General features: G+C 66.9%; 22 protein-coding genes and 1 tRNA gene. 18 read left to right on the top strand and 5 right to left on the bottom strand.

From position 1 onward, the window contains the following. Positions 1 to 15: 15 nt before the first annotated feature. The 10 genes from KTJ89_RS04795 to KTJ89_RS04750 all read left to right on the top strand — a co-directional run bounded on the left by KTJ89_RS04795 (position 16) and on the right by KTJ89_RS04750 (position 12,867). A tRNA-Phe gene (locus KTJ89_RS04795) sits at positions 16 to 88 on the top strand. A 298-nt stretch (positions 89 to 386) separates the two neighbouring features. Next, positions 387 to 4,340, top strand: coding sequence for a Pls/PosA family non-ribosomal peptide synthetase (locus tag KTJ89_RS04790; protein ID WP_259356941.1), 3,954 nt, complete (start codon positions 387 to 389; stop codon positions 4,338 to 4,340). Then, the gene (locus KTJ89_RS04785; protein WP_259356940.1) at positions 4,337 to 5,704 is read left to right on the top strand and encodes a heparan-alpha-glucosaminide N-acetyltransferase domain-containing protein; all 1,368 of its coding nucleotides are present in this window, start codon (positions 4,337 to 4,339) and stop codon (positions 5,702 to 5,704) included. The genes KTJ89_RS04790 and KTJ89_RS04785 overlap by 4 nt, the downstream gene beginning before the upstream one ends. 1 nt (position 5,705) lies before the next feature. Next, positions 5,706 to 6,317, top strand: coding sequence for a 4'-phosphopantetheinyl transferase family protein (locus tag KTJ89_RS04780; RefSeq protein ID WP_259356939.1), 612 nt, complete (start codon positions 5,706 to 5,708; stop codon positions 6,315 to 6,317). 82 nt (positions 6,318 to 6,399) lie between these two features. After that, positions 6,400 to 8,349, top strand: a complete 1,950-nt coding sequence (gene acs / locus KTJ89_RS04775; RefSeq protein WP_259356938.1) for an acetate--CoA ligase — start codon at positions 6,400 to 6,402, stop codon at positions 8,347 to 8,349. Between the two features lie 149 nt (positions 8,350 to 8,498). Next, positions 8,499 to 9,368, top strand: a complete 870-nt coding sequence (locus KTJ89_RS04770; RefSeq protein ID WP_259356937.1) for an SDR family oxidoreductase — start codon at positions 8,499 to 8,501, stop codon at positions 9,366 to 9,368. Between the two features lie 59 nt (positions 9,369 to 9,427). Next, complete coding sequence (locus tag KTJ89_RS04765; protein ID WP_259356936.1) at positions 9,428 to 10,411, top strand: patatin-like phospholipase family protein; 984 nt, start codon at positions 9,428 to 9,430, stop codon at positions 10,409 to 10,411. Positions 10,412 to 10,487: 76 nt separating this feature from the next. Next, on the top strand, positions 10,488 to 10,985 hold the full coding sequence (locus tag KTJ89_RS04760; protein ID WP_259356935.1) for a hypothetical protein: 498 nt from the start codon (positions 10,488 to 10,490) through the stop codon (positions 10,983 to 10,985). A gap of 64 nt (positions 10,986 to 11,049) precedes the next feature. Beyond that, entirely contained in the window at positions 11,050 to 12,495 is a 1,446-nt protein-coding gene (locus KTJ89_RS04755) for a sugar porter family MFS transporter (RefSeq protein ID WP_259356934.1), read from the top strand. 9 nt (positions 12,496 to 12,504) lie between these two features. Further along, entirely contained in the window at positions 12,505 to 12,867 is a 363-nt protein-coding gene (locus tag KTJ89_RS04750; protein WP_172175205.1) for a universal stress protein, read from the top strand. A gap of 7 nt (positions 12,868 to 12,874) precedes the next feature. On the opposite strand, the gene KTJ89_RS04745 is transcribed toward KTJ89_RS04750, so the two are convergent. Both KTJ89_RS04745 and KTJ89_RS04740 read right to left on the bottom strand, forming a co-directional pair. After that, positions 12,875 to 13,681 (bottom strand): isocitrate lyase/PEP mutase family protein, encoded by an 807-nt coding sequence (locus KTJ89_RS04745; RefSeq protein ID WP_259356933.1) that lies wholly within the window; start codon positions 13,679 to 13,681, stop codon positions 12,875 to 12,877. A 41-nt stretch (positions 13,682 to 13,722) separates the two neighbouring features. Continuing rightward, a complete protein-coding gene (locus tag KTJ89_RS04740; protein WP_259356932.1) occupies positions 13,723 to 14,433 on the bottom strand; it encodes an ArsR/SmtB family transcription factor in 711 nt (236 codons plus the stop codon). Between the two features lie 137 nt (positions 14,434 to 14,570). On the opposite strand from KTJ89_RS04740, the gene mgtE reads away from it, so the two are divergent. Continuing rightward, entirely contained in the window at positions 14,571 to 15,938 is a 1,368-nt protein-coding gene (gene mgtE, locus KTJ89_RS04735) for a magnesium transporter (RefSeq protein WP_172175214.1), read from the top strand. A gap of 19 nt (positions 15,939 to 15,957) precedes the next feature. On the opposite strand, the gene KTJ89_RS04730 is transcribed toward mgtE, so the two are convergent. Both KTJ89_RS04730 and KTJ89_RS04725 read right to left on the bottom strand, forming a co-directional pair. Then, the gene (locus KTJ89_RS04730) at positions 15,958 to 17,739 is read right to left on the bottom strand and encodes an ABC transporter ATP-binding protein (protein ID WP_259356931.1); all 1,782 of its coding nucleotides are present in this window, start codon (positions 17,737 to 17,739) and stop codon (positions 15,958 to 15,960) included. Beyond that, a complete protein-coding gene (locus KTJ89_RS04725) occupies positions 17,736 to 19,490 on the bottom strand; it encodes an ABC transporter transmembrane domain-containing protein (RefSeq protein ID WP_259356930.1) in 1,755 nt (584 codons plus the stop codon). The genes KTJ89_RS04730 and KTJ89_RS04725 overlap by 4 nt, the downstream gene beginning before the upstream one ends. An 83-nt stretch (positions 19,491 to 19,573) precedes the next feature. Here KTJ89_RS04725 and KTJ89_RS04720 point away from each other — a divergent pair, with 83 nt between their 5' ends. Genes KTJ89_RS04720 through KTJ89_RS04710 form a run of 3 tightly spaced genes read left to right on the top strand, consistent with a single transcriptional unit; the run spans position 19,574 to position 21,581 of the window. Next, positions 19,574 to 20,458: an oxidoreductase gene (locus KTJ89_RS04720; RefSeq protein WP_259356929.1), complete on the top strand. Its 885-nt coding sequence runs from the start codon at positions 19,574 to 19,576 to the stop codon at positions 20,456 to 20,458. 35 nt (positions 20,459 to 20,493) lie between these two features. Next, positions 20,494 to 21,117, top strand: a complete 624-nt coding sequence (locus KTJ89_RS04715) for an amidohydrolase family protein (RefSeq protein WP_259356928.1) — start codon at positions 20,494 to 20,496, stop codon at positions 21,115 to 21,117. Then, positions 21,084 to 21,581, top strand: a complete 498-nt coding sequence (locus tag KTJ89_RS04710) for an amidohydrolase family protein (protein ID WP_259356927.1) — start codon at positions 21,084 to 21,086, stop codon at positions 21,579 to 21,581. Before KTJ89_RS04715 ends, KTJ89_RS04710 begins: the two co-directional genes overlap by 34 nt. Here the strand turns inward: KTJ89_RS04710 and KTJ89_RS04705 are convergent. After that, a complete protein-coding gene (locus tag KTJ89_RS04705) occupies positions 21,556 to 22,731 on the bottom strand; it encodes an acyl-CoA dehydrogenase family protein (RefSeq protein ID WP_259356926.1) in 1,176 nt (391 codons plus the stop codon). The genes KTJ89_RS04710 and KTJ89_RS04705 overlap by 26 nt on opposite strands. A gap of 122 nt (positions 22,732 to 22,853) precedes the next feature. On the opposite strand from KTJ89_RS04705, the gene KTJ89_RS04700 reads away from it, so the two are divergent. The 4 genes from KTJ89_RS04700 (at position 22,854) to KTJ89_RS04685 (ending at position 26,722) form a co-directional block, all read left to right on the top strand. Beyond that, complete coding sequence (locus KTJ89_RS04700) at positions 22,854 to 23,750, top strand: LysR family transcriptional regulator (protein WP_259356925.1); 897 nt, start codon at positions 22,854 to 22,856, stop codon at positions 23,748 to 23,750. Between the two features lie 146 nt (positions 23,751 to 23,896). Further along, on the top strand, positions 23,897 to 24,478 hold the full coding sequence (locus KTJ89_RS04695) for an MptD family putative ECF transporter S component (protein WP_259356924.1): 582 nt from the start codon (positions 23,897 to 23,899) through the stop codon (positions 24,476 to 24,478). Next, the gene (locus KTJ89_RS04690; protein ID WP_259356923.1) at positions 24,471 to 25,268 is read left to right on the top strand and encodes an energy-coupling factor transporter transmembrane component T; all 798 of its coding nucleotides are present in this window, start codon (positions 24,471 to 24,473) and stop codon (positions 25,266 to 25,268) included. Before KTJ89_RS04695 ends, KTJ89_RS04690 begins: the two co-directional genes overlap by 8 nt. Beyond that, positions 25,265 to 26,722 carry an ABC transporter ATP-binding protein gene (locus KTJ89_RS04685; protein WP_259356922.1) on the top strand — a complete coding sequence of 486 codons (1,458 nt, stop codon included), beginning with the start codon at positions 25,265 to 25,267 and terminating at the stop codon, positions 26,720 to 26,722. Before KTJ89_RS04690 ends, KTJ89_RS04685 begins: the two co-directional genes overlap by 4 nt.

Below are 26,722 nucleotides of genomic sequence, written 5' to 3'. Positions count from 1 at the left end.
GTATGTCGGCGGCTCGGCTCTGTAGCTCAGTTGGTAGAGCGTTCGACTGAAAATCGAAAGGTCACCGGATCGACGCCGGTCGGAGCCACAACACGGAAGCCCCGCTTCCCAGTGAAAACTGGGAAGCGGGGCTTCTTCGCGTCTGCGTCCCATCTCGACCGCCACTTTGCCCGACGTGATCTGCGCCCCGCATTCGGGACTCCTGACTACCTTTGCGGTGACTCTGCGGATTATTCGCGTAGTCCTGCGGAATTTCGGCATACCCCCGCCATTACGCTGATTCAGGCCCTCGGGAGTGGTTGCTCCTCCCCGGGCAGACCGCCTCCCGCAGAATCCCCTGGGAGCTCAGGTCTTCTCATCCCCAAAGTGAGCAGGAGGAACTCAACGTGCGCACTTCAGTCGAAATCGGTCAGACGAGCACTGGAGACCACCCCTCACTTGCCATCTTCGACCGCGGATCGGTCCCGGCCCCGCGCACACTCGTCGAAATCTTCGCCGAAACCGTTCGCGCCCATCCCAATGCCACGGCTCTCGATTCCGCCGATGCCACCCTGAGCTACCGCCAGCTCGCCGAGGCGGCCCGGGAGTTAGCCGCGCGACTGCACCGCTGCGGGATCACCCATGGTGATCGGGTCGGCATCCGCGTCCCGTCCGGAACAGCGGACCTCTACATCGCCGTCCTCGGCATCCTCACCGCCGGCTGCGCCTATGTCCCCGTCGACTGGGACGACTCCGAGGAGCGCGCAGCCACCGTCTTCGACGAAGCCCACGTGGCCGCCGTGATCGGAGAGAAGCTGAAGATCGTCCCCACCGCCGAGACGGATCCCGCCTCAGCAGCGCCCGTCGGACCGCCCGGTCTCGAGGACGACGCCTGGATCATCTTCACCTCGGGTTCGACGGGCAAGCCCAAGGGAGTGGCGATCACGCACCGTTCGGCCGCCGCCCTCGTCGACACCGAGCATTCCCTCTACCTCGCCTCCGACCCGCTCGGCCCCGCAGACCGCGTCATGGCCGGACTGTCCGTGGCCTTCGACGCCTCCTGCGAGGAGATGTGGCTGGCGTGGCGCAACGGCGCCGTGCTCGTGCCCGCACCCCGCGACATCGTGCGCTCCGGCCCCGACCTCGGCGACTGGCTGACTGCGCAGCGGATCACCGCGGTCTCAACCGTGCCGACGCTGGCCTCGCTCTGGCCCGCCGAAGCCCTGGAACACGTGCGATTGCTCATCTTCGGCGGGGAAGCCTGCCCGGCCGAACTCATCGCCCGCCTCCACGAACCATGGCGAGAGGTGTGGAACTCCTACGGCCCCACCGAGGCGACCGTGATCGTCAGCGCCGCCCTCCTCGTTCCCGGCGACATCGTGCGCATCGGCCGACCCATCGACGGGTGGGAGCTCACCGTCGTCGATCCCGACACCGAACATCCGGTGAGCTGGGGCGAATCCGGAGAGCTCGTCGTCGGCGGAGTCGGCCTCGGCCGCTACCTCGACGCCGAGAAGGACGCAGAGAAATACGCACCCCTGCCTGCACTCGGCTGGGACCGGGCCTACCGCACCGGCGACCTCGTCCGTGCCGAGGCAGACGGGCTCCTCTTCGAGGGCCGGATCGACGACCAGGTCAAGCTCGGCGGCAAACGCATCGAACTCGGCGAGGTCGACAGCTACCTCGCCGCGATCCCCGGAGCCAACGCCGGCGCCGCCGCCGTGCAGAAGACGAGCGGCGGCTCCGATGTCCTCGTCGGCTACTTCACAGAGACCGAACCCGGCAGCATCGACATCGATGCCGCACGGGTGGAACTGACACAGAAGCTATCGGCCGGAGTCGTTCCCGTCCTCACCGTCCTCGACGAGATGCCGATGAAGAGCTCCGGAAAGGTCGATCGCAAGGCGCTGCCGTGGCCGCTGTCGGCCCCCGGCACCGAGGTGAGTGGGCTGAGCCCCGATCAGCAGTGGCTGCGGGACCTGTGGGTCGAACAGCTGGGACCGATCGCCATCGACGCCGACACGAACTTCTTCGAAGTGGGCGGCGGATCCGTCCAGGTCGCCCGTCTCGTCGCGCGCATCCGCCGCAGCCACCCGAGCGCCTCGATCGCCCAACTCTATGCCCACCCCACTTTGGCGGCGATGGCGGACTACATCGGCACCCTGTCATCATCACAGGCTCGGAACCCGATGCCCGGCCGACTGCCGGTGGGGCCGAGGATCTTCCAATTCGGCTTCCTCGGCGGAATCTACGCCCTCAACGCCGTCCGCTATATCGTTGCCACGGTGACTGTGGTCTGGGCTCTCGACTTCTTCCTCGCCGCTTCGTGGGTTCCGCGCGTGCCGTTCCTGCCCGTCGCCGCAGCCTGGATCCTCATCTTCTCCCCCATCGGACGCATCGCGCAGGCCGTCGTCGTCGCCCGAATTCTGACTCTCGGCCTGCGACCGGGACGATATCGCCGAGGCGGCTGGACGCACGTGCGTCTGTGGGCCGCCGATCGCTTCTACGTCTTCCTCCGCCTCGAGCATCTCGCCGGCACACACCTGAATGTCCTCATCCACCGTCTCCTCGGCAATTCGGTGGGCGCCGGCGCCCACCTGGCCAACCAGCCGCCGACATCCGGGCTCGCCCGGATCGGCGACCATTCCGTCGTCGAGCGCGACGTCGATCTGCGCGGCTTCCGCATCGTCGGCGACACCGTCCACATCGGCCCCGTCACCATCGGCGATTCCACCCGGATCGGGACCCGTTCGGCCGTCGAACCCGGCGTCTCCGTCGGATGTCGCAGCGAGATCCGGGCCGGATCCCTCGTCGACATCGACATCGACGCCGATGAGTCCTGGGGCGGTTCACCGCTGGAATTCCTCGCCGAGGCGGGACTGAGCTGGCCCGAACAGAACCAGCTGGACACGCAGGAAACCGGTACCTGGTCGTCAGCGATTCGGTCCGTCGCCGAATCCGCCGGCATCGTCCTCATCGGCCTGCTGCCGCTGCTGGCGTTCATCCCCGGCATCGCCATCGTCCTGCCCCAAGTCATCGGGATCGGCGACTTCCCGACCGTCGCGAAGACTCTGGCCGTCTGGGTTCCGCTGACGGCGGTGCTCACGGCGCTGACTTGGCTGACACTCGTCGTCATCACCGTGCGGGCGCTGGCCCACTACGTTCAGCCCGGCTACTACCCACAGGATTCGGTCACCGGCTGGGCGGTGTGGCTGACGCAGACCCTGCTCGATCGGACCCTGATCTCGGCGTATCCGATCTACGCATCGATCGCCACTCCCCTGTTCCTGCGCTGCCTCGGTGCTCGCGTCGGCAAGGACACGGAGATCTCCACTCTCGAGACCATTCCCCACCTGACCTGGATCCAGGACCGGTCCTTCATTGCCGATCATGCCCTCCTCAACGCTCCTCGCCACTATCGGGGCTGGATCCACATCGGCACGACCGTCGTCGGACGCGGAACCTTCGTCGGCAACTCGGCGATCGTCGGGGCCGATATCGATCTGCCTCCGGACTCCCTCGTCGCCGTCCTCGGCTCGAGCCCGGTCCGAGCCGCTGTCGGCACCTCCTGGATCGGCGGAACCGCGCAGGCGATCCCCCGCTCCCGCAACGATTCCCAGTCGGAACGCACCTATCGGCCCTCGACTGCCGTGAAATGGGCACGTGCCGCGGTGGAGAGCGGACGGTTCATCCCCTTCATCCTCACGAACTGGATCGAGTTGGGTCTCGTCGCCGGCCTCAACGCCATCTATATGAGCACGCTCTTCTCCACTGATTCCCCTGTGCACAGCCTCCTCACTGCCACCCTGTGGGCGTTCCCGCTGACCCTGAGCGCCGGAATCCTCTCCGTGCTCATCGCCGTCGCCGCCAAATGGATCCTCGTCGGGAGGTTCACGGCGCGGGAGCGCCCGCTGTTCAGCAGCTTCGTCTGGCGCAATGAGCTCGCCGATGTCTTCGCCGAATCCCTGGCCGTGGCATCGCTGATCAAGATCGCCATCGGCTCCCCGCTGGCGGTCTGGTACGCCCGGATCATGGGGGCTCGAGTCGGCAGGGACGTCTGGTTGGAGACGTGGTGGCTGCCGGAATTCGACCTCATCGACATCGAGGAACGCACGAGCGTCAACCGGGGCACCGTCGTCCAGACTCACCTCTTCCACGACCGTGTGATGTCCCTCGTCCCCACCCGCCTCGAAACCGGGTCCACCCTCGGCGTCAACAGCTTCATCCTCCCCGGAGCCGTCGTCGGCGAGCGCACCGTCGTCGGCGACGGGTCGCTTGTCCTCCGCGACGAAGAGCTGCCCGCCGACTCCCATTGGCAGGGCAATCCCGTCGAACCGATCACGAAGGGAGTTCCGGTATGACCGGCACCACCGTTGAGCGACCGATGCCCGGGCCGAGGCGGCCCCGTGAGATCTGGACCGGCCGGTCCGAAGTCTGGCTGTCCGAAGTCTCCTCAGATCCGGCCGAACCGATGCGCAATGTCGCCGGCGGAGGCCTGCGGGTCTCGAACCGGATGCTCACGAACGTCGTCGATCGAGAGCGACGGCGCAAACGCGCCCGGTCCTCCGGAGTCGATGCCGCACGAGGCTTCGCACTCATCGGCATGTTCGCCATCCATATGCTGCCCGCCGCACGCGAGGACGGTGAGCCGACCGTGGTCTGGCAGCTGCTGGCCGGCAACTCTGCGGCCCTCTTCGCCGTGCTCGCCGGGGTCTCTCTGGCGTTCAACAGCGGTGCCGAACGCCCCTTCACCGGGACGCAGATGAACCGCTCACGGGCCAACGTCGCCATCCGCGGTCTCCTCCTCATCGCTCTCGGCGTCGGACTCAATCAGATCGGCCTGGCAGCATTCGACATCCTCCCCTACTTCGGGGTGATGTTCCTCCTCTCCATCCCCCTGCTGCCGCTGCGGGCGCGCACGCTGCTCATCTCCGGAGCTGTCCTGATCGTCGCCCTCCCGATTCTCCGCTTCCTCATCCACCGCCAGGTCGACGGACTCGCTTGGCATCCGAACCCGACGCTCGGAGAGATCGTCAGCGCCCCTGTCGATGTGGTCACCTCGCTGCTCATCACCGGTGCCTATCCGGCACTGACATGGTTCGCTCTCGTGTGCATCGGCATGGGCATCGGACGGCTCCAGCTGCACTTCACGACTCCGCGGATGCTCATCATCGTCGCCGGAGGAGCTGCCTTGCTGTTCGCGATCGCCGTCACGCGTCTCCTGGTCTACCTCAACCGCTTCGGCGGCTACACGACCGTGCGGACCTCCTTCCCCGGCAGATCGACCGACGACGTCGATGACTTCCTCGTCTACGGACCTACCGGTCCGCTGCCGACCGCGTCCCCGGGCTGGCTGATCTCGGGCGGCCCGCACACGAACACTCCGTTCGCGTTCATCATCGGAGCCGGCTTCGCCATGGTTGCCATCGGCGCGTTCATCCTCATCGCCCGCCGCAGCAACCTGCTGCGGCCGCTCGTCCAGATCGGTCGGATCCCGATGTCCCTCTACGTCAGCCACCTCATCCTCCTCACCATGGCGCCCGCTGACTTCGGGGCGATCCGCCTCTTCATCGTCCAGTGCCTCTTCGCCTTCGGGTTCACGGCCCTGTGGCTGCGCTTCTTCAAGCGCGGCCCCGTCGAGGCGGTCATCACCTCAATCACTCGTGTCCTGACGAAGCTGCTGGGACTCGGAACACCATCGGACAGATCAGTGACACGGAGCTGAGATGGCGACCGTCCGGGCACCGGCGGCCGACGTCTTCCGATGGACCGATCGCCGGCTGCCACCGCATACCCATGTGCTCATCTGCCCGACCGAGGAGACCGCCTCGGGGGCTGTCGATCTGCTGCTGAGCCTGCTGTCCCGGGAACTCGCCGTCCCGATCAAAGACATCGTCTGGCACCGACCCAGCATCGCCACCACTCGGACCGGCACTGCCCGGGTCTTCACCTCCATCTCCCGAACCGATGGCGCTGTGGCCGCAGCCGTCAGCTGCCGCCCCATCGGAGTCGACATCGAAGCGACTCAGACCGAGGAGCAGAGCCACGACCTGATCACTCTCTTCCACCCGCGCGACCGAGCCGCCGCAGGCCGTGTTGCCGGGATCGCTCGACAGCGACGAGTGACGACGATCTGGACTCGGATCGAAGCCGTCCTCAAGCTGCGGGGAACAGGACTGAGAATCGATCCCGCGCAGGTGAGGGTCGGCCCCGGACCTCGAACCCTGAGGGGCCGCCGCATCAGAACGGTCTCTGCCGTCGCGGCACTTTCCGCGACGGCCGAGTATTCGGTTTCCCTGGCGTGGGATCGGGGCCGCGGGGCATCCTGCACCTCTTGAAATCCCAACCGACTGGAGTAGGTTGAAGGTGAGTTCGATGACCCGCCCACGTCGTGGTGGTGCGGGGTGAAAGGAGAGCACGATGACGAACAATCCGACGATTCAGGAACTCAGCCACGAGGACAGGGCTTTCCCACCCCCAGCAGACTTCGCCGCGAATGCGAATGCGAAGGCCGACGAGTACGACAAGGCCGCGGCCGACCGCATCGGCTATTGGGAGGAGCAGGCACAGCGGATCAGCTGGGAGACTCCCTTCAACACGGTCCTCGACTGGTCGGAGAAGCCCTTCGCGAAGTGGTTCACCGGCGGCAGGCTCAACGCCTCCTACAACTGCGTCGACCGCCATGTCGAGAACGGCCTCGGCGATCGTGTGGCCTACTACTTCGAAGGCGAATCCGGCGACACCCGCACCATCACGTACTCCGATCTTCTGCGCGAGGTCTCGAAGACCGCGAATGCCCTCACCGAACTCGGCGTGAAGACCGGCGACCGCGTTGCCATCTACATGCCGATGATCCCGGAGACGGTGTTCGCCATGCTGGCCTGCGCCCGCCTCGGCGCCCCGCACACGGTCATCTTCGGCGGATTCTCCGCTTCGGCGATCGCCGACCGCGTCAAGGACTGCGGAGTCGAATTCGTCATCACCGCAGACGGCGGCTATCGCAAGGGCAAGCCCTCGGGTCTCAAATCCGTCGTCGATGAGGCGATGGAGGACTGCCCCGAGGTGCGCAATGTCCTCGTCGTCCGCCGCACCGGCCAGGACGTGGACTGGAATGGCGACCGTGATCTGTGGTGGCACGAGGTCGTCGATCGGCAGCCGGAGACGCACACTCCAGACGCCTTCGATTCCGAGCATCCGCTCTACATCATGTACTCCTCGGGAACGACCGGAAAGCCGAAGGGCATCATGCACACCACGGGCGGCTACCTCGTCGGCGCCTCCTTCACCCATTGGGCGGTCTTCGACATCAAACCCGAGACGGACGTCTACTGGACGGCCGCAGACATCGGCTGGGTGACCGGCCATTCGTACATCGTCTACGGTCCGCTGGCCAATGGGGCCACCTCGGTGCTCTATGAGGGCACCCCGGACACACCGCACCGGGGCCGGTGGTGGGAGATCGTGCAGAAGTACAAGGTCTCCATCCTCTACTGCGCGCCCACGGCGATCCGCTCGTTCATGAAATGGGGCCGCGACATCCCCGCGCAGTACGACCTGTCCAGCCTGCGTCTGCTCGGCAGCGTCGGTGAGCCGATCAATCCCGAAGCGTGGATGTGGTACCGCGAGCACATCGGCGGGAACCGCTGCCCCGTCGTCGACACCTGGTGGCAGACGGAGAACGGCAGCATCCTCATCAGCCCCCTGCCGGGCGTGACCGAGACGAAGCCGGGCTCGGCGATGCGTCCGCTGCCCGGCATCGTCGCCGACGTCTACGACGATGAGGGCAATTCCGTCGAGCCAGGAAACGGCGGCTACCTCGTCATCAAGGAGCCGTGGCCGTCGATGCTGCGCACCCTATGGGGCGATGAGGAACGGTTCAAGAAGACCTACTGGTCGCAGTACCCGGACGCGTACTTCGCCGGGGACGGTGCGAAGATCGACCGCGACGGTGATTTCTGGGTCCTCGGCCGCGTCGACGACGTCCTCAACGTCTCCGGTCACCGGATGTCGACCGCGGAGATCGAGTCCGCCCTCGTCGCTCATCCGAAGGTCGCCGAGGCGGCCGTGGTCGGGGCTGCTGATGAGATGACAGGGCAGGCGATCGAGGCCTTCGTCATCCTCCGGGAGAGCGCGCACGACGGCGGGGACGATGTCGTGGGTGAGCTGCGAAGTCATGTGCGGTCCTCGATCGGACCGATCGCAACTCCCCGTTCGATCATGATCGTGCCCGATCTGCCGAAGACCCGGTCGGGCAAGATCATGCGACGGCTGCTCAAGGACGTGGCCGAGAATCGCGAGGTCGGCGATGTCACGACCCTCGCGGACTCCTCGGTGATGGACCTCATCCAGAAGGGCATGAAGGAGAGCTGACCTTCCCGGGCGACGGGCGATTGGCCAACCCGCCCTTGCGTGACCCACGGCACACTGATGTACTGTTGAGTAACATCTCGTGAGGTCCGCTTGGGCGGGTTCTGCTCGCGAGGGACAGCACTGACGCCTAACTGCAAGGACGCACAGACATGACGCGTGGAACGAAGATCGCCGGCAGCCGCATCCTCATCACAGGGGCCGGAAGCGGAATCGGCAGACTCATGGCTCTGGACGCGGCGGCCCGCGGCGCGGCCGAGGTCATCATCTGGGACCTCTCGGACGAACGCGGGGACGCTGTGCGCGCCGAGGTGGAGGCCGCTGGAACCAGGGCCCGATCCTTCACCCTCAACGTCGGTGATGCCGACCAGGTTGCCGCCATGGCCGAGCAGACCGGTCAGATCGACATCCTCGTCAACTGCGCCGGCATCGTCTCCGGCAAGAAGCTTCTCGACATGGAGGAAGCGGCGATCCGTCGCCTCTACGACGTCAACACATTCGCCCTGTACTGGACGACCCAGGCCTTCCTGCCCGGAATGATCGAACGTGACCGCGGTTCGGTGGTCACCATCGCCAGCGCTGCCGGCCTGACCGGAGTCGCTCGACAGACCGACTACTCGGCGAGCAAATGGGCGGCGGTGGGCTTCACCGAGTCACTGCGCGGAGAGCTGCGCGCCGACGGCAGCCGGGTCAATACGCTTGCCGTGTGCCCCTTCTATATCAACACCGGCATGTTCAAGGGAGTGCAGACGAAATTCCCCCGCTTGCTCCCGATCCTCGAAGAGAACGATGTGGCCACGCGGGTCCTCGACTCCGTCGAATCCGGTCGTGAGCAGCTGGTCATGCCCTCACTCGTCCGCCTGGTTCCGGGTGCCCGCCTCCTGCCGACCCGTGCTTTCGATAAGGTCATGGACTTCCTCGGCGTCAACCAGACGATGGACCACTTCACCGGCCGGACCGGTCCGGGCCAGAAGCACAGGTCACCGGAAGGAGACGTGCCCGTCACCGTCGCACGTCACTAGGCGGCATATCCTCGGCGCTGGTCCACAATGGAATCAGGGTGCGAAGGAGAGGAGCCGCCATGGCGATGACAGATCTCGTTCTCGAGGGCGGCGGTGCGAAGCTGCCGGGCCTGGTGGGCGCGGTCGAAGCTCTCGCCGACGACGGCTACGACTTCCACCGGATCGCCGGCACCTCGGCCGGGGCCATCGTCGGTGCGCTCACCGCGGCGGGCATCGGCCCGCAGACTCTGCGGCAGAAGGTCCTCGAACAGGATTTCACCGAGTTCGAGGACCTTTCTGCTGCCTTCCGCCTCCTCCCTTGGCTGGGCCGAGTGCAGGGACTGCTGCTGCACAAGGGAATGTATGTGGGGCAGGCACTCCACGACTTCCTCGCCGCGGCGTTGGCCGATCAGGGGGTGCGCACATGGGGTGACCTCAAGTTCGACGATCCGGACAGCGCCATCGGGCCGGAGCGATCGTATCGACTCGTCGTCATCGTCTCCGATGTCTCCCGGGGCCGCATGCTCCGTCTCCCCTGGGACTACGAGGAGGCCCTCGGCGTCGATGCGGACAGTCAGTCCGTCGCCGAGGCGGTGTGCGCGTCGGCGGCCAGCCCGTTCTTCTTCCGACCGCGCGCTCTGCCCGCCCGGCCGAATGTGGCCGGTGGAGACTCCGTGCTCGGTGCCGACGGCGGACTGCTCTCGAACTTTCCCGTCGACGTCTTCGACCGCAAGGACGCGCTGCCGGCACGGTGGCCGACCTTCGGCGTCATGCTCTCGGCCCGGCGGACGGCGGCCGCGGAATGGCGGCCCAACGCGACGACCTTCCAATACGCGAAGTCCCTGCTGTCAACGATGATCAACGCGCACGACCGGCGGCACATCGACGACCCTTCGGTGACCGAAAGGACGGTGTTCGTCGACACGACCGGCCACAGCAGCACGGACTTCGCTTTGACAACGGCCGACAAACTCGATCTCATCTCGTCGGGCCGAATGGCCGGAGAGAAGTTTCTGGCGCACTGGGATTGGCGGGAGTGGAAAGAGCGCTTCGACCGGAAGTGAGTGCGCGCCCATGGCCCGCGATCGATCGACGTGCAAGAATGAGGGCCCGAACCTGATTGCGAGCGAAGGAGAGATCATGAGCGAGTTCGATTCGGACGCGGCCGACCGGCTGGAAGACGACCCCATCCTCGACGATCCTGAACTCGACGATCCGACGGCCGAAGAGTTGGATGATCCCGAACTCAGCGCCGCCGAAGCCGAGGCCGACCAGGTCGACGTCGACTCCGGCATCGACGATGAGCCCGCCGAGGCGACCGTCGAGCCCGGTGCCGAAGGGCCGGAAGGCACGGGCATCGAAGGGGCCGACGATGCTCTCATCGACGACGCCGGCTGGGACGACGAGAACGAGGCTCCAGGCCTCTCCGACGAGTTCAACACCGATCAGTCACCTGCCGCGGAACAGGGCAATCGTGTCGGCGACGGGATGGTCTCCGACGATGATGACGAATTCGAAGTCGCCGAGCTCGATGGCGACGACCTCAATGTCGATGCCCTGGCCGACGACGGAACCGAAGAGGTCTCGGTCATCGACGGCATGCCCGAAGTCATCGACGACTCGTATCAGGAGGACTGAGCTCCACCCCCTCCGCTTGCGGCAGGCTCCCATGTGTTAGGACTGAAGGGGAAAGGAGTCGCCCATGCCACCCGGATCCCCGCGTCGCCGATCGACGTCCACCGCCAGCACGAACTTCGAACTCCCCCACGTCGGCACGGGTCGCCCCGTCCACCGCCTCGGCATCATCGCCACGGTCGCCACCTTCGGCGGTCTGCTCTTCGGCTATGACACCGGAGTCGTCAACGGAGCCCTCGAACCGCTGAGCGAGGACTTCGGCCTGACCGCGCTGAGCGAAGGCCTCGTCGTCGCCTCTCTCATGGTCGGCGCCGCCTTCGGTGCGGTCTTCGGCGGTCGAGTCGCCGATGCCTGGGGCCGTCGCAGGACGATCCTGCTCCTGGCCGGAGTCTTCATCATCGGCACCCTCGGCTGCGTGCTCGCGCCCGGGGCGGAGTTCCTCATCGGCGCCCGCTTCGTCCTCGGACTCGCAGTCGGAGGTGCCTCGGCGACGGTGCCCGTCTATCTCGGCGAGATCGCCCCGTCGGAGAAGCGCGGCAGCTACGTCACCCGCAATGAGCTCATGATCGTCGGCGGTCAGCTTGCGGCGTTCGTCATCAACGCCGTGATCTTCAACTTCTTCGGGCATGTCGACTCGATCTGGCGGTGGATGCTGCTCGTTGCCCTGGTGCCAGCGATCGCCCTCCTCGTGGGCATGATCTTCCAGCCCGAGAGCCCGCGCTGGCTGATCTCGCAAGGACGCACCGAGGAAGCTCTGGCCGTGCTCAAGCAGGTCCGCTCCCCCGAACGTGCCGAAGCCGAGATCGATGAGGTCACCCACCTCGCAGCCGAGGATGCGAAGGAGGCCACGGGCGGGCTCTCCGACCTCGGCACCCGGTGGGTGCTGCGACTGGTGATCATCGGTGCCGGACTCGGCTTCTTCCAGCAGCTGACCGGAATCAACTCGGTCATGTACTACGGAACTCAGCTGCTCACGAGCGCGGGCCTGGATTCCGGTGTCGCCATCATCGGCAACATCGCCAACGGCGTGTTCTCCCTGGCCGGCATCTCCTTGGGCATGTATCTGCTGAATAAGCTGCCGCGCCGGGTCATGTTCCTCACCGGCTACGCCCTCATCGCGGTCTTCCACACGCTCATCGCCCTGACCGCGGTCATCGTTCCGCCCGGACCGGCACAGGCGTGGACGGTGCTCGCGTTCCTCGTCCTCTTCGTCTTCTCCATGCAGGGAACGGTCGGCCCGTTGACCTGGCTGATGCTCTCGGAGATCTTCCCGATGAAGATCCGCAGCTTCGCAATGGGCATCTGCGTGTTCGTGCTGTGGATCATGAACGCCATCGTCGCCCAGTTCTTCCCGCCGCTCATCGAGGCCTTGGGCATGACGGCGACCTTCGGCATGTTCGCCGGCCTCGCCGTGATCGCCTTCGTCTTCCTGGCACTGATGCTGCCGGAGACGAAGGACAAGGACCTCGCGGAGTTCGAACGCGAATTCAAAGCCGAGTACGGACGCAGATAAGGAGCCTCCATGTCAGTCGCCGTCGCCGTCACCGACAGCCCCGAGGGCCGGCTTGCCCTCGAATCGGCCGTCGCCGAGGCGCAGAACCTCGGCACCGGGCTGCTGCTCATCAACCTCACCCTCCATGACTTCACCGAGGATGAGATCCCCTCCGGGCTCGAGATCACCGTCATCAATCGGTCCGGCCGCGGTGATCGTGACCCGGTCACCGCCGTCATCGACGAACTGGGCGATCACGCGGAGGTCGATCGCCTCGTCCTCGGTGTCCGTGCCCGATCGCGCGTGGGCAAGATGATCCTCGGGTCGGTCGCGCAGCGGCTCATCCTGCGCTCCCCCGTGCCCGTGCTCACCGTCCGGCAGGACGGGCGCTGACGGTGACTCAGCCCAGTTCGGTGAAAGCCCGGTACGAGAGCACGTTCTCAGTCTCCGCCGGGGAGTCGTCGGCAAGGACGGCGAGGGAGCGCAGCGCTTCCGACATCGCCGCACGGTAGATCAGGGACCCGGTGCTGATCCGGGCCACCCCCGCCTCGGCGAGCGTCGTCCGCGAGTATCGCGGACTGGCCAGCACGTTCACCGGAACCCGACTGCGGACGGTGATCGTCTCGATCGTCGACAGCTCGAGGTCGCCGGGGACGAAGATGCCATCGGCTCCCGCGTCCGCGTAGGCGTCGATGCGTTCGAGAACCTCGCCGAGGCTGTCCTGGCCGAGCCAGAATGTGTCGATCCGGGCGTTGACGAACAGATCCGGACACGCTTCCTTGACGGCCGCCACCTTCGCGGCCAAGACCACGGGCTCGCTCATCCGTGCGTGCCGCGAGTCCTGGATGTTGATGCCGTCGATGATGAGTCGGCCAGTGGGGTCGGCGGCGAAAGCCTCGGACACGGAGTCGATGACGGGTTCGGGGCCGTCACCGTACCCGTCTTCGAAGTCACAGGTCAGCGGCTGTTCCGGCAGCGCCCGACGCAGAGCGGCGACGAGATCCGCGGTGGCGGTCAGCGTCTCACGGTCCTCATCGGCGGCGCCGATGGCAGCCGCGACGCCCAGACTCGTGGTGCCGACGGCCCGGTGCCCCGCCTCGGCGAAGAGCTGCGCACTGGCCACGTCCCAGGCGCACGGCAGGATGAACGGGTCGCCGGGAACGTGCAGTTCGCGGAAGGCGCTCGTGGTGTCGGTGGGTGCGGTCATCGTCGGTCTCCGTTGTTCGCGGTCGGATTGTTCGTTGGGGGTCAGAGATGATCTCTCTGTGCGCTGAACACCCAGTCGAGGCGGTCGCGCCCGTCCGCGGTGATCGTCAGAGCTCGCGAGTGCGGGCGGCGCAGGATCCACCCGCGGTCGAAGAACGTGCTGCAGATGTCGTCGCCGAGGCGACCGCCGAGGTGGGAACGACGTTCCGTCCAATCGAGGCACCGGCGCACAAGGGGGCGCGACGAGGCGGTCGGTTGACCGACTTCGAGCCCGAATGCCTCTGCGAGCCCGGCCCTCCCGGATTCGGTGATGGTGAGAGACGGATCGATCCATTCTCGCTGCATCAGTGCGGAGAAGAGCTGAGTGCCGAACCGGCCTGCGATGTGCCGGTAGCAGGTGCGGGCTTCGATGAGCTGACGGTCACGGGTCTTCGCAGCCAGCGTCGGTGCTGAGGTCATCGCTCCGCCGGCCAGAGCTCCGGTGTGCTCCAGCCAGTCGGCTACGTCGGTCGAGGCGATCTGAACATAGCGGTGTCGGCCTTCTCGTCGCTCGACGAGGACGCCGTGGTCGATGAGGACGTCGGCGTGTTCGGACATCGACGACATCGGAATCGACAGAGCGCGGGAGAGCTCGGTGAGCGTCCAGGCACGGCCGTCGAGGAGGATGGCACAGATCATCACGCGCCTCGGGTCGGCGATGGCCGACGCCAGGGCGGCGATGTTCGGTGCGGACTCCGGGAATCTCCTCGTCATGCCACCATCGTAGGGCTGTGTTGTTTCGGTGGTGCCCGAAATGTCGCGGCTGCGCGCTGTCGAGGCGAGCCCGGCGCCGCCTCGTGGATGGCCTAAGGTTGAGGGCGGAAGTTTCCGTCCGAGGTGAGGGGGCATGCGTGGCCGATACGACAGAGGGCACCGAGGCGGCCGACCGACTCGAATCCGCACTCACCGGCAGAATCGATCCCGGTACGCTCGATGAGATCGCTGGTCTGGCCCAACAAGTCCCGCGTGCCGAGATCGGACGCCTCGTCCACACCTCGACCCCGCTGCAGTCTGCGATGCTCTTCCGCGTGCTGACGAAGGAGGAGGCTCTCGACGTCTTCGAGGACCTCCCTCCGGCGTACCAGGCCGAGCTCATCGGCAATCTCCGCGAACCCGAGGTCGCCGATATCGTCGAGGGCCTCGACCCCGATGACCGTGCCGAGCTGTTCGGCGAGCTGCCCGCCAGCGTGGCCAGCCGCCTGATGAAGGGGCTGACCCCGGACGAGCGGGAGATGACGTCCGCGGTGCTCGGATACCCGAAGTCCGCGATCGGACGGTACATGTCTCCGGAGGTCCTCGGCATCCACGAGGATTGGACGGCGGCCCAGGCCATGGAGGTCGTGCGCGCCCGCATCGACGGACCCGAGACCGTCTACCTGCTGCCCGTCGTCGGTCCCGGCCGGGTGCTGCGGGGAGTGGTGTCGCTGCGCAACCTGCTTGCCGCCGATGAGGACACGATCATCGAGGACATCGTTCGTGATTCGCTGAGCACTCATGCGCTGACGGACCGTGAGGAAGCCTCGCGTGAGTTCCTCTCCCACCGACTCATCGCGATGCCGGTGACCGATCAGGAAGAGCGGCTTGTCGGCATCCTCACCATGGACGACGTCCTCGATATCGTCGACGAGGAGGACGCGGAGGACCTCGCCCGCGGGTCCGGTACGGAACCGCTGGATCGCTCCTACCTGTCCTCGACGATCATGCGTCTGGTCAAGAGCCGCATCGTGTGGCTGCTCGTCCTCGCCGTATCGGCGATCCTCACCGTCCAGGTCCTCGAAGTCTATGAAGACCGGCTCGATCAGGTCGTCGTCCTCGCGCTTTTCATTCCGCTGCTCACCGGTACCGGCGGCAACACCGGCAACCAGGCGGCCACCACCGTCACGCGAGCCCTGGCCGTCGGTGAGGTGCGCGTCCGCGACCTCGGCCGAGTCATCTGGAGAGAGCTGCGCGTGGGCGCGGTACTCGGTTCCGTGCTCGGCACACTGGGCTTCGTCGTCGCCGGACTCGTCTACGGTTGGGCGATCGGCCTGGTCATCGGACTCACGCTGCTGTCGGTGTGCATCATGGCCGCGACGGTGGGAGGGCTGATGCCGATCATCGCGAAGAAGGTCGGGGCGGATCCGGCAGTGTTCTCCAACCCGTTCATCTCCACGTTCTGCGATGCCACGGGCCTCATCCTCTACTTCACGATCGCCACGACGGTGCTCGGCCTGAGTTGATGCCCCCTGTCCGACGGCCTCAGCCCGACCACGCCTCCCACAGCTCGGCGTAGCGGCCGCCCGCACCGACGAGTTCGGCGTGGGTGCCTTCCTCGACGACCTGTCCGTGCTCCATGACGAGGACCCGGTCGGCTTTCTCCGCTTGGCTGAGCCGGTGGGCGACGATGAGCGCACCACGGCCGGAAAGGGCCGCCTCGGCGGAGGATTCGAGGACATGGGCTCCGGCCGATCCCGCCTCGGCGGTGGCTTCGTCGAGGATCGCGAAGTCCGGGTCGGCGAGGACGAGGCGGGCGAGCGCGATCGTCTGCTCTTGGACCGCGGACAGGCGGACCCCACCCTCCCCGATCTGCGTGTCGAGGCCGTTCGGCAGGGATGTCGCCCACCCGGCGCCGACCATGTCCACGGCATTGCGCACCTCGTCGTCGCTTGCGTCCGGACGCGGCAGGGTGATGTTGTCGCGCAGGCTGCCGGAGAAGGTGTGCACCTCCTGCGCGACCATGGCGATATGCCGGCGCAGCGCGGATTCGTCCATCGATCCCACGTCCACCCCGTTCGCCGAGGCGGAACCGCCGTCCGTCAGCCGTGCCCGTCCGTGACCGGGTGCGGACAGTCCCGCGGCGATCTTCGCCAGCGTCGTCTTCCCGGCACCGGTGGTGCCGACGACCGCGATGCGCTCACCCGGCGCGATGCTCAGGTTCACCCCGCGCAGCACGTGATTGTCCGTATCCGGGTCGGTGTCGTAGGTGAACCACAGGTCCTCGAGCACGAGCCACGGGGCGGCGGGTGCGGCCTGGGCCGAGCGCTTCGGCACGGTTCTGGCTTCGTCGATGACTCCGACCATCCGGGTCAGGGAGGCGCCGGCCGATTGGACCTGGTCGAAGAGTCCGACGAGGGCGCCGATGGGGTTGAAGAGGCGGTGGAAGACCAGAGCCGCCGTGGTCACGGCGCCGGCGGTGGACTCCCCGAACCAGACGAGGACGAAGCCGGCGGCCAGCAGCAGAGAGAGCACGACTGCCTCGGCGCGGTTGTTGCGGCCGAAGGCGCGGGTGACGAATCGGAAGACGTCGATCGACAGGTCGCGGGCATGCGCGGAGGCGGAGTCGATGCGTCGCATCTCCCCGGCCTCTGCGCGATAGGCGCGCAGGGTCGCGCTGCCTGTGAGGCCGCCGAGCAGGCGGCCGGCGCGCCTGCCGAAAGCGGCGCGTTCTTCTTTGTAGATGGGTTCTGATCTGGGCAGATACCAGCGCAGGGTGAGCCAGTACATCGGCACGGCGACGAGCCCGGTGAGGCCGAGACGCCAATCGATGGCGGCCAGGCCGAAGGCAGAGACCACGACCACGAGGAGTGATTCGACGACGAGCGGCAGCACTTGGCCGGCGGCCTCGCCGATCTTGCGGGAGTCGTCGGCGACGCGGGAGACGAGGTCGCCGGTGCCGGTGCGTTCGATCCGCTGGGACTCGAGTGTCAGGGCTGAGTCGACGACTTCGGTGCGCAGTTCGGCGACGACGGGCATCGCGATGCGGGCGAGCGCCCAGGCGCCGATCCATGTGCCGGCGGCCATGACGATGCCGGCGATCGCGACGGCGATGGCGCAGACCCACACGAGTTCGGGGTCTGCTCCGGCGGGGAGTTCGTCGACGAGACGGCCGATCGCCCACGGCCCGACGAGGCCTGCCCCGGCATTGGCCAGTCCCGCGACGACGAGGAGGACGATCCAGCCGGCGCGGCGCCGCAGCAGCGGGGCCAGGTGGGCGAAGGAGCGACGCCGCGAGGCGATCGTCAGGGTTGTCTGCGGCGTCATCGGGTCACCGTGTCTCTGTAGGCCTCGGCACTGTCAGTGTCCGTCTCGAGGAGATCGGCATGGCGGCCGATGAGCAGCGGGCCCGACGTGGGGCGATAGACGACGGTGTCGGCGGCGGCGAGGAAGGCCGGGGATGAGGTGAGAATGATCGTGGCCTGGTCTCCTCTCCTGCGGCGCAGTCGGCTGAGCCCGTGGGCGATCTTCGCTTCGGTGACCGCGTCGACAGCGGTGGTGGGTTCGGCGAGGACGAGGATCTGCGGGTCGGCGTTCAGGGCTCGAGCCAGGGCGACGCGCTGCCGCTGGCCGCCGGAGAGGTTCCCGCCGAGTTCCTGGATTCGGTAGCCGAGTCCCCCATCGACGAGGTCGAGCAGCTCGTCGACTCCCGAGGCGGCGAGCACCTCGGCCGAGATCGGTGGGTGACCGGCAGCGTCCGGATCGTCGTCGGTGTCTGTACTGTCGTCGGCGACGACCATCGTGATGTTCGATCCGATGGTGCCTTCGAACAGATCGACGTCGTGGGGTGCGACGAGCATCCGGGCGGGGCCGAGGCTCCTGGCGTGGGAGGTCAGCTTAGCCAGCAGCATGGCTGCGTCCTCGGCGTCGTCGGAGACGATGCAGGTCAGCGCTCCCCCGGCGGTGGTGAGTGCCCGGGACTCGGCGGTCGTCGGCCATCCGGTGATGGTGATTCCGGATTCGGTGGTGGTCACGCTCGGGCGGATATCGGCGGCATCACGGGTGGTGGGGGCCGCCTCGGCGCTGGTGTCTGTCGCATCGCCGGTGCCAGCTTCAGCATCGATGCTGGTCAGCAGGCGGGCGATCCGTTCGGCGGCGCCGTGGGATTGGGCGAAGAGGCCGACGATATCGGCGAGTGCGCGCATGGGCTCGGTGAGGAAGGCGGTCATGCCGAGGATGCCGATCAGCGCGCCGACGCTCATCTGGCCGTCGATGAGGCGCAGGCCCGCGACGATGAGGACGATCGCCAGCACCGCGGACATGACGAGTGCCCCGAGCCCGGCCAGGCGTCCGGTTTTCTCACCTGTGGCGACGCCGGCTTCGGCGGCCGCATCGGAGGTGGCGCGGTAGCGACGGACCGCCCACGGCTCGCCTCCCATCGCCTTGATCACGCGCAGTCCGTGCATGAGGTCAGACGCCGAGCGTCCGGCGGAGGCGACGGCTTCGAGTTGCGCGGTCGCGCGCGCGGAGACGGACCGGCCGGGCAGGGCGACGACGATCAGGCCGATGGGCACGGCGATGAGGACGACGAGTCCGGTCACGGGGTCGGCGATGAGGAGGAAGACCGCGGCGGTGATCATGCCCAGCACCGAGGCGATCCCGCGTCCGGCCTGTTGAAATGCGGTGGCCGCGGTGTCGGCATCGGCGGACGCGATGGACAGAACCTCGCCCGAGGTGCGGTCGGCTGGAAGGCTCGGGGCGGTCAGCGCCGCGTGTGTGATCTCGGCACGCAGGGCGTGGGCTTCGTGCTCGCGGGCGGAGTTGCACAGACGTGCACCGAAACGGTAGCCGAGGCTGAGTACGGTGAAGAGGAGGCCGAGTCCGATGATGAAGATGATGAGGGCCGGGATCGACAGCGGGATGATCGCCCGGTCAACGATGATGCCGATCGCCACCGGCACGAGCGCTTCGCAGACCTGCCAGATCGACAGTGCCGCCGATCCGCCGAGCAGGGGACGGATGCGCCGACGGGCGGCTCGGCGCAGAATCTGCGCACCGGTTTCAGGGGTCTTCGGCACGAAGGCTACCCTAACAAATTCGGTGGTGCGGTGGCGGCTCGGGTGGACAGCTGACTGCCAGGGCGGAAATCTAGGATGGCTTCATGACTTCTCCGATCGACTTCGGCATTCCAGATCTCACAGGGCGCACGGTCCTCATCACCGGCGCGAACAGCGGACTCGGCCGGGTGACTGCCCGGGTTCTCGCGGGCCGCGGTGCCCACGTCATCTTGGCCGTCCGCAACCGCGCGAAGGGTGAAGCCGCCGCGAAGACGATGCCCGGCAGCACGGAGGTGCGCGACCTCGACCTCGCCGATCTGTCCTCGGTGCGCGACTTCGCTGCGGACTTCACCGATCCGGTCGATCTCCTCATCAACAATGCGGGGATCATGATCCCGCCCCTGTACTGGACCGTCGACGGATTCGAATCGCAGTTCGGGACGAACCACCTCGGCCATTTCGCCCTGACGAACCTGCTGCTCCCGCAGGTGCGCGAGCGCATCGTCACCGTCGCCTCCATCGCCCACCGGTTCGGCACGATCGAGTTCGACGACCTCCAGTGGACCGGCCGATCGTATCGGCCGATGGCCGCCTATGGTCAGTCGAAGCTGGCTAACCTGCTCTTCACCTCTGAACTCCAGCGCCGGCTGTCCGAACAGTCATCCTCGGTGATCGCGACGGCCGCCCATCCGGGGATGGCGGCGACGAACCTCTTCGGCTCCAGCGACGACAACTCTTTGGACGCGCGAGTCAGCCGTGCGTTCACCCGAGTGGTCGCTCAGAGCGAGCAGAACGGGGCACGGCCGATCCTCTGCGCCGCCGTCGCCGATCTGCCAGGTGGCAGCTACATCGGCCCGACCGGGGCGTTCGAGATCCGCGGCAAGCCGGGGTTCGCATCCCGTTCGGCGAAGTCCACCGACACCGAGGCGGCCCGCCGACTGTGGGCGGTGTCCGAAGAGCTGACCGGGGTCTGCTTCCCGGAACTGTGAAGATTGCAGATGCCTGTGGTGACTAGGGTGGGTCCATGATGACTCTGCGCAATGTGCACATCATCGATGTCGACACCGCGGCCATCGGCGATGCCGTCGACATCGACTTCGCCGACACGATCACGACAATCCGCCCTGCCGAGGCCCCGTCTGCGGAGTCGAACGGCTTCGTTCTGCCGGGACTCATCGACACCCATGTGCACCTGAAATCACGGGAGCCGCTCGTCGGTGCTCTTCGCACGGGGCTGACGACGCTCGTCGATCTCGGGACGCATCCGGACTCGCTTGTCGACGATTTCCGGTCCGACCGCGGAATCCCGGGGATCGTCAGCGCCGGATCGGCCGCCTCGGCGCCGGGGAGCTCACAGATCGAGCTGATGGGATTCCCCGTCGGATCCGGTGTCACGGGGCCCGACGATGCCGAGCGGTTCCTCGACTGGCGGGAGGCCGGCGGAGCAGATCTCATCAAGATCATCATCGAGGATCCGGACGCCACCGAGGTGCCCGCCCTCGATATTCCGACGCTGCGGGCGCTCGTCGACGGCGCCCACGACCGGGGCTGCTCACCGTCGCCCATGCGGTCACTCCGGGGGCGTTCGATCGCGGCCTCGAGGCCGGTGTCGATGTGCTCACGCATGTCCCTTTCGGGGCACGGCTGAGCGAGGCGACGATCTCTCGGATCGTCGAGACGGGCACCATCGTCTCCCCCACCTTGGTGATGATGCGTGCGATTGCCGACGCCCGCCTCGGCGAGCATGCCGATTCCGCGTTCGCTCTCGCCCTGTCGAATGTGCGCGCCCTGCATGCAGCGGGGGCGCGGATCATTGCGGGCACCGATGCGAACGAGACGCCGTTCGCGCCCGTGCCCCACGGGGCGTCGCTGCACGGTGAGCTCGGCTACCTGATCGACGCCGGGATGACTGCCGCCGAGGCGATCCGGTCGGCCACCTCGGGCGCAGCCGATGCGCTCGGGCTGAGTGACCGGGGGCGGATCGTCGAAGGCGGTCGTGCGGATCTGCTGGTCCTCGGGACCGATCCGCTGGCTGATCTGGAGGGTCTGCGCACCCCCGCCGAGGTGTGGGTCGGCGGGGTGCAGATCAGCGGAAGGCCTGCTGGCCGGTGATGTGGCGACCGAGGATGAGGGTGTGGACCTCGTCGGTGCCTTCGTAGGTGCGCACGGATTCGAGGTTGTTCGCGTGCCGCAGCGGTGAGTATTCGAGGGTGATGCCGTTGCCGCCGAGCATCGTCCGGGCCTCCCGGCAGATGGCGATGGCTTCGCGGCAGTTGTTCAGCTTGCCGACGGAGATCTGCACGGGATCGAGGGTCCCGGCGTCCTTGAGCCGTCCTGTCTGGATGGCCAGGAGGGTGCCCTTCTGGATCTCGAGGGCCATGTTCACCAGCTTCTCCTGAGTGATCTGGTAAGCGGTGAGCGGCTTGTCGAACTGGAGGCGGTTCTGTGCGTAGTCGAGGGCGACCTCGAAGGAGTCGCGGGCGGCCCCCATGGCGCCCCACATGATTCCGTACCGGGCCTCATTGAGGCAGGAGAACGGCCCCTTCAGTCCCGTGACCTCGGGCAGGACCGCCTCGGCGGGCAATTTCACGTCCGCAAGGTCGATATCGCACTGGATGGAGGCCCGCATCGACAGCTTCTGCGTGATCGGTGTGGCGGTGAATCCGGGGGTGTCGGTGGGCACGAGGAAGCCGCGGATGCCGTCGTCGGTGGCTGCCCAGATGACGGCGATATCGGCGATCGAGGCCAGACCGATCCAACGTTTGGCACCGTTGAGCGTCCAGGATCCGTCGGCGCCCTGGGTAGCGGTGGTGGCCATCGAGGCGGGGTCGGATCCGGCGGTGGGTTCGGTCAGTCCGAAGCAGCCGATGATCTCTCCGGCGGCCATTCCGGGCAGGTAACGGTTCTTCTGCTCCTCGGAGCCGAACTTGTGGATGGCCGACATCGCCAGCGATCCCTGGACGGAGACGAAGGTCCGCAGCCCGGAGTCGCCGGCTTCGAGCTCGAGGGCGGCGAGACCGTATTCGACGGCGGAACGCCCCGGGCAGCCGTACCCCTGCAGATGCATGCCGAGGAGGCCGAGCTCGCCCATCTCACGCACGATCTCGGTCGGAAAGATCGCGCCTTCGTACCATTCGGCGATGTTCGGGCGGATCCGCTCGTCGACGAAGCTGCGGACCTTTTCGCGCAGCGCCAGCTCGTCGTCGGTGAGGAGTCCGGCGAGGTCGAGCAGGTCGGAGGGGTCGGTGGTGGCGGCAGTCATGGAGGTCTCCTTGGGGTTCGAGTTCGCTTTCAACAGTGCCATCGGAATTACTCAGAGTCCAAGAGGTAATATCGAGGCGATTAAGCGTATATTCTTATCAATCCGGTCAGTGGGGGCATGACATGGAGTTCAGGCAGGTCACTGCGTTTCTCGCCGTCGCCGAGGAGCTGCATTTCGGGCGAGCTGCGGAACGTCTGCACATCGCGCAGCCCGCGCTCAGCCAGATGATCCGCGCGCTCGAACGCGACCTCGACGTCGATCTGTTCGAGCGGACGACCCGGCGGGTCCGACTGACGCCGGCGGGTGAGGCGCTGCTCGAACCAGCTGCGGCGATCGGGACTCAGGTGGACGGCGCCCGGCGCATCGCCCGGGCCGCTCAACAGGGCCTGGCGGGCCGGGTGCGCATCGGATTCGGCGGCACGAGCGGCTACTCCATCCTCTCCAGACTGGCCCGCGAGGTCGGCGAACGGCACCCGGGCATCAGCCTCGACCTGCAGCCGCAGATGTACTGCGGCGAAGCCGCGATCGCGCTGCGCGACGGGGAGACGGATCTCGCGATCATCAGCCCGCCGGTACCGGCCGGTGTCGAGGTCCACGTCATCCGACAGGAGAGCGTCATGATCGCCATGCCCTCGGGGCATGAGCTGGCCGAGCGTGAGTCGGTGAGCATGGGTGAGCTCGCCGGTCAGCCGTTCATCTCCTATGCCCCGTCGCACGGATCGCAGGTCAGAGAGGTGATGATGCGGCTGGCCGACGACGCCGGTTTCCTTCCGCAGGTCGTCCAGGAGGCACCGGATCCTTACAGTCTTCTGGCGCTCGTCGGCGCGCAGGTCGGCATGGCCGTCGTCGTCGAGTCCTCGGATCACATCCGCATCGACGGAGTGCGCTATGTCCGCCTCGACGAGGGCGGGGATTCGTTCACGCTCGCCCTCGGCTGGCGCCGGAACAACCCGTCCGAGGCGCTGGCGAGGGTGCTCGACATCGTACGCGAGCTCTTCCCCTCCCCTATTACTACCTGACGGGGGCCTAGCAACCTGGCGCGAGGTTGCTGGGCCCCCGTCAGGTAGTAATTGTGACGTATCAACTTATGCGCATCACTGCAGTAGTCGTCGATTCAAATGAATGTTAGGTTAGCCTCAGCTATTATCTTGACTCAAGGACACAATTGAATCTCACTGCTCGCGACCTAATCAGCGTCGGAATCTTCACGGCGCTCTACTTCGCCATCGTCTTCATCTTCGCGATGGTCGGTTTCCTCGGTCCGTTGGCGATGTTCGTCGGCTTCGGAATCGGCATCATCCTCGACGGAATCGTCGTCGCCCTCTTCGTCGTCCGCACCCCGAAGCTCGGTGCGCTGACCCTCCTCGGTGGCATCAACGGCGTGCTCCTCGTCTTCTCCGGCCAGACGTGGCTGGTCGTTCCTGCGGGACTCATCGCCGGTTTCCTCGCCGACCTCGTCGTCACCCGCGGCGACCCTGCGCGCCTACCGCGGCGCATCCCCTGGGCCTACGCTGTCCTCGCCATGACCACCGTCGTTCCGCTGCTGCCGATCGCTTTCGACTCACAGGCCTACTTCGCGTCCACGGCCGAGCAGATGGGTCAGGACTACGCCGACGCGTTCGCCTCCCTCATGCAGGCCTGGGTGCTGCCCGCGTGGACGGTCATCAGCTTCGGCCTCGGGCTGACCGGCGGACTCCTCGGCGTGCGGGTCACCCGTAAGCACTTCGAGAGGGCCGGTCTTGCCTGAGCACACCGCCGGGTCCGGGAGCACTGCCGCGGTCCCGTCGATCGTCGGAACCGAGTCACCCTCTCGGGTCGACCTCGACTCGACTTTCCGCTCCTCGGCGAAGGTGCCCGATCCGCGCACGATCATCATCGTCCTCCTCATCATCAATGCCACCGTGCTCGCCTCGACCTCGCAGATCCTCGCCTACGCCGCGGTGCTGCTCGCCGTGGTCTGCCTGGCCACGGTCCGCCCCCGTTACGCGCTCACTGCGCTGACGGTCGCGGCGATCGGCACCGGCATCGCCCTTGCCGCAGGCATCTGGCCCAATCCTGTGTTCGTCTTCGCCGGTGTCATCGGACACTGGACGATGCGCTTCACCGCGACCGTCGCCTTCGCCGTCTACGCCCTCATCGCGATCCGGCCCACGGTCCTCGTCGCCGCACTGCGCCGAGCCCGCTGCCCTCGCTTCATCGTGGTTCCCGTCACCGTGATCTTCCGCATGTTCCCCACGATCCTGCGCGAAGCCGCCGCCGTGCGCGACGCCATGACCCTGCGCGGCCTCCACCCGGACCCGCTGTCGTTCCTCGCCCACCCGATCCGCACCGGCGAACTGCTCATCATTCCGCTGCTGACCTCGGTCATCCGCTCCGGTGACGAACTCACTGCCGCAGCGCTCGTCCGCGGGCTCGGTCGTCCCGAACGTCCCAGCAGCGTCTACGACCTCCGCTTCTCCGTCGCCGACCTCCTCCTCGGACTCGCCGGCGTCGGCCTCCTCACTCTCGCCCTGACCACCGGAGGACGAGCAGGATGAGGGCCGGAGAGATCACGATCGACGGTGCCGGGTTCACCTACGGTGCCCAGTCCGCGCTCGCGCAGCTGGCCGTCACAGAGTCCACCACAAAGGCGGCCGATATCTCCGATATCGACCTCGACATTGCGCCGGGGTCAGCGGTGGTGCTGTGCGGTCCATCCGGCAGCGGGAAGACGACCCTGCTTCGCCTGCTCGGTGGGCTCGCCCCACAGCTGCACGCCGGGACCACCTCGGGGACGGTCACCGTCAGCGGACAGGAGATGACGACCCTCGACGTCCACCGGGTCGTCGAGGTCGCGGCCACCGTCTTCCAGAACCCCCGCACCCAGTTCTTCACCACCGAGGTGGCCGGGGAGTTGGCGTTCGGGCTCGAGAACCAAGCACTGGCGCGAGACGAGATACTCGACCGGATCCGCTCCGCCGTCGCGGTGACCGGGATCGGCGGACTCCTCAACCGACGTCTCGATTCGCTCTCCGGCGGACAGCTCCAGCTCGTCGCCTGCACAGCGGCACTGGCTCAGCGCCCCGGAGTCATCCTCTTCGACGAGCCCAGCGCCAACCTGTCCCCGGCCTCGGTCGACATCCTCGTCGCGGTGATGCACGGACTCAAGCAGGCCGGCCACACCCTCGTCATCGCCGAACACCGACTGGCCTACCTCGACGGCGTCATCGACCGGGCAGTGCTGCTCGCCGATGGCCGGGTTGCAGAAGATATGTCTGCAGAGGACTTCTTCGCTCAGACCGATCAGCAGCGGCGCGAACGAGGTCTGCGTCGGCTGCAATCGGCGCATGTACCGCAATCTCAGCCGATGGTCGACACGACCTCGAACAGCGGACTGGCGATCGAGGACCTCCGCTTCTCCTACGGCAGCACCCCCGTCACAGACATCCCGCACATGGTGTTCCCGCGCGGCAGGATCACGGCCTTGACCGGACCCAACGGAGCGGGCAAGACCACCCTCGCCCGGCTCATCTGCGGACTGGCCAAGCAGGATTCCGGAACGATCCGCCTCGGCGGGAAGACCCTGGGACCGCGTGCACGCAACCGGGCCGCCTCGATGGTCATGCAGGACGTCGGTCGCCAGCTCTTCGGAGAGACCGTGAGAGCCGATGTGACGATGGGTCTGACGGTGGCCGAACGTGAAGCCCTCGACCTGCCGACACTGCTCGACGCCACCGGCCTGACCGGCCTTGAGGACAGACACCCGCAGTCGCTGTCGGGTGGGCAGCGACAGCGGGTCGCCATCGCTGCCACCGCCGCGACGCACTCACCCATCTTCGTCTTCGACGAACCCACCTCGGGGTTGGGCTTCAGCCACCTGATCGGCATCGCCGCGCAGATGCGCGCCCTGGCCGACCAGGGAGCCGTCGTCATCGTCATCACCCACGACGACGAGCTCATCGCCGAAGCGGCCGACTCCGTCTTCTCACTCACCCCACTGCAGGAAGGATGA

Source organism: Brevibacterium sediminis (assembly GCF_024895295.1).
Lineage (GTDB): Bacteria > Actinomycetota > Actinomycetes > Actinomycetales > Brevibacteriaceae > Brevibacterium > Brevibacterium sediminis.
Note: the sequence above shows the minus strand (reverse complement) of the source record. Positions and strands in the feature narration are given on the sequence as shown.

Bases quoted from the DNA above. Each gene is read 5' to 3' on its own strand.
- KTJ89_RS04785 (WP_259356940.1), top strand. From the start codon at position 4,337: ATGACCGGCACCACCGTTGAGCGACCGATGCCCGGGCCGAGGCGGCCC.
- KTJ89_RS04780 (WP_259356939.1), top strand. From the start codon at position 5,706: ATGGCGACCGTCCGGGCACCGGCGGCCGACGTCTTCCGATGGACCGAT.
- acs (WP_259356938.1), top strand. From the start codon at position 6,400: ATGACGAACAATCCGACGATTCAGGAACTCAGCCACGAGGACAGGGCT.
- KTJ89_RS04770 (WP_259356937.1), top strand. From the start codon at position 8,499: ATGACGCGTGGAACGAAGATCGCCGGCAGCCGCATCCTCATCACAGGG.
- KTJ89_RS04765 (WP_259356936.1), top strand. From the start codon at position 9,428: ATGGCGATGACAGATCTCGTTCTCGAGGGCGGCGGTGCGAAGCTGCCG.
- KTJ89_RS04760 (WP_259356935.1), top strand. From the start codon at position 10,488: ATGAGCGAGTTCGATTCGGACGCGGCCGACCGGCTGGAAGACGACCCC.
- KTJ89_RS04755 (WP_259356934.1), top strand. From the start codon at position 11,050: ATGCCACCCGGATCCCCGCGTCGCCGATCGACGTCCACCGCCAGCACG.
- KTJ89_RS04750 (WP_172175205.1), top strand. From the start codon at position 12,505: ATGTCAGTCGCCGTCGCCGTCACCGACAGCCCCGAGGGCCGGCTTGCC.
- KTJ89_RS04745 (WP_259356933.1), bottom strand. From the start codon at position 13,681: ATGACCGCACCCACCGACACCACGAGCGCCTTCCGCGAACTGCACGTT.
- KTJ89_RS04740 (WP_259356932.1), bottom strand. From the start codon at position 14,433: ATGACGAGGAGATTCCCGGAGTCCGCACCGAACATCGCCGCCCTGGCG.
- KTJ89_RS04730 (WP_259356931.1), bottom strand. From the start codon at position 17,739: ATGACGCCGCAGACAACCCTGACGATCGCCTCGCGGCGTCGCTCCTTC.
- KTJ89_RS04720 (WP_259356929.1), top strand. From the start codon at position 19,574: ATGACTTCTCCGATCGACTTCGGCATTCCAGATCTCACAGGGCGCACG.
- KTJ89_RS04715 (WP_259356928.1), top strand. From the start codon at position 20,494: ATGATGACTCTGCGCAATGTGCACATCATCGATGTCGACACCGCGGCC.
- KTJ89_RS04705 (WP_259356926.1), bottom strand. From the start codon at position 22,731: ATGACTGCCGCCACCACCGACCCCTCCGACCTGCTCGACCTCGCCGGA.
- KTJ89_RS04700 (WP_259356925.1), top strand. From the start codon at position 22,854: ATGGAGTTCAGGCAGGTCACTGCGTTTCTCGCCGTCGCCGAGGAGCTG.
- KTJ89_RS04685 (WP_259356922.1), top strand. From the start codon at position 25,265: ATGAGGGCCGGAGAGATCACGATCGACGGTGCCGGGTTCACCTACGGT.